The sequence below is a fragment of the Cellulophaga baltica genome (genome assembly GCF_900102165.1).
Classification (GTDB): domain Bacteria; phylum Bacteroidota; class Bacteroidia; order Flavobacteriales; family Flavobacteriaceae; genus Cellulophaga; species Cellulophaga baltica.
This window is the reverse complement of the sequence record NZ_FNBD01000054.1, coordinates 1-1,250: the sequence shown is the minus strand read 5'-3', so window position 1 is coordinate 1,250 and position 1,250 is coordinate 1. Positions and strand designations below refer to the sequence as shown.

Annotated in this window: 1 protein-coding gene; it reads right to left on the bottom strand. The window is 31.6% G+C overall.

Features of this window, described 5'->3' with window-relative positions; genetic code table 11:
• Positions 1-288: 288 nt before the first annotated feature.
• Positions 289-1,212, bottom strand: a complete 924-nt coding sequence (locus BLQ19_RS20855; RefSeq protein ID WP_139150316.1) for a hypothetical protein — start codon at positions 1,210-1,212, stop codon at positions 289-291.
• Positions 1,213-1,250: the final 38 nt, after the last annotated feature.

Below are 1,250 nucleotides of genomic sequence, written 5' to 3'. Positions count from 1 at the left end.
ACAGCTCTTTTGGTTTTTTCTGCGTTGGCTTTCGTGTCGGCAAAAAACCAAATGTGCTGTTTGTGCGGCTGGCTTTTTTCTAATTGGGCATAACGTTTGAGCTATGAACAGTACGGGAGCAAACCAGCGTTTGCTTTACGCCACGCACATAGCGAAATCTTTGTGTTTTGTTTTTTCTTTTTTTTCTGTCAAAGCAAAATCCCAAAGATTTTGCGTGCCTTATAAAAATACACAAACCCTGCGAATAAGCCCGAAGCCCGTATTGTTTATAGGTGTTGTTGTGCTTCGTTATTTTAGTTCTCTAAGTTGAATTCCTAGTTCTTGACTAATCATCATCAATCTTTGGAAATCAGATTTTCTAACAGTCCCAATATATTTATCTTCATTATAAAATATACCATAAATCAGAAAATCCGATTCTTTAAATAGATTGCTTGCCTTGTCAATTTCAAAGATATAATTAGGGTTATCGTATAACTCGTTGGTCAAATATTGGCGAATATTAGGAATATCATTATTTCCAACAAACACACTTAACCAATGCCAAAGAAATTCTTTATCCTTTATTTCTTTGGATGAGACTATATATTGGTTAGATGCCATTAAATCAAACAAAACTGATTTTGCTAAGTTGATTCTATCTTGCTTTAAAAGGTTAGGTCTGTTTTCATACTTGTAATTACCATTTTCAAAAAAGTGCTCTGGTAATTCATTAACTAAATCTATTTCTTTTTTGAGGTAAGAATTGTAGTCCGAATGAGGAATTGTAATGTCAATAAACTCTTTATATAAATCACTATTTACTGCGTTCGCTGGCGTTTTTACTTCATTTTCATGAAAATTAAAAGATAACTTTTCTCGATATTCAGTTAAGTCAAATACATTATCTATATTTTTTAAATAATGAGATAAGTCCGAGAAGTTGTTGATATGAGCAGAATAATTTCCCTCTATTACTGTAATGGGCGAAAGCTTTAAATAATCTGTAATCGCTTTGAGTGAAGACATGAAAAATCCTTCTCCGGAAGCTATTTGGTAGGAATACATTATTCTTTGAATATCTTTTAATTCTATTTTCCCATAATTGCGGTGCAAAATATTTGAAAATTCATCGTAAATGTCACTTAAAATCATATGTTTTTTATAATGAAGCACAACGGTTTGTGTATGAAACGTAGCATGTAAAAAGACACTAACTTTTCGGATAAACACAGAGCCGAATTTTTATGTTTTGTTTTTACTTTTTTATT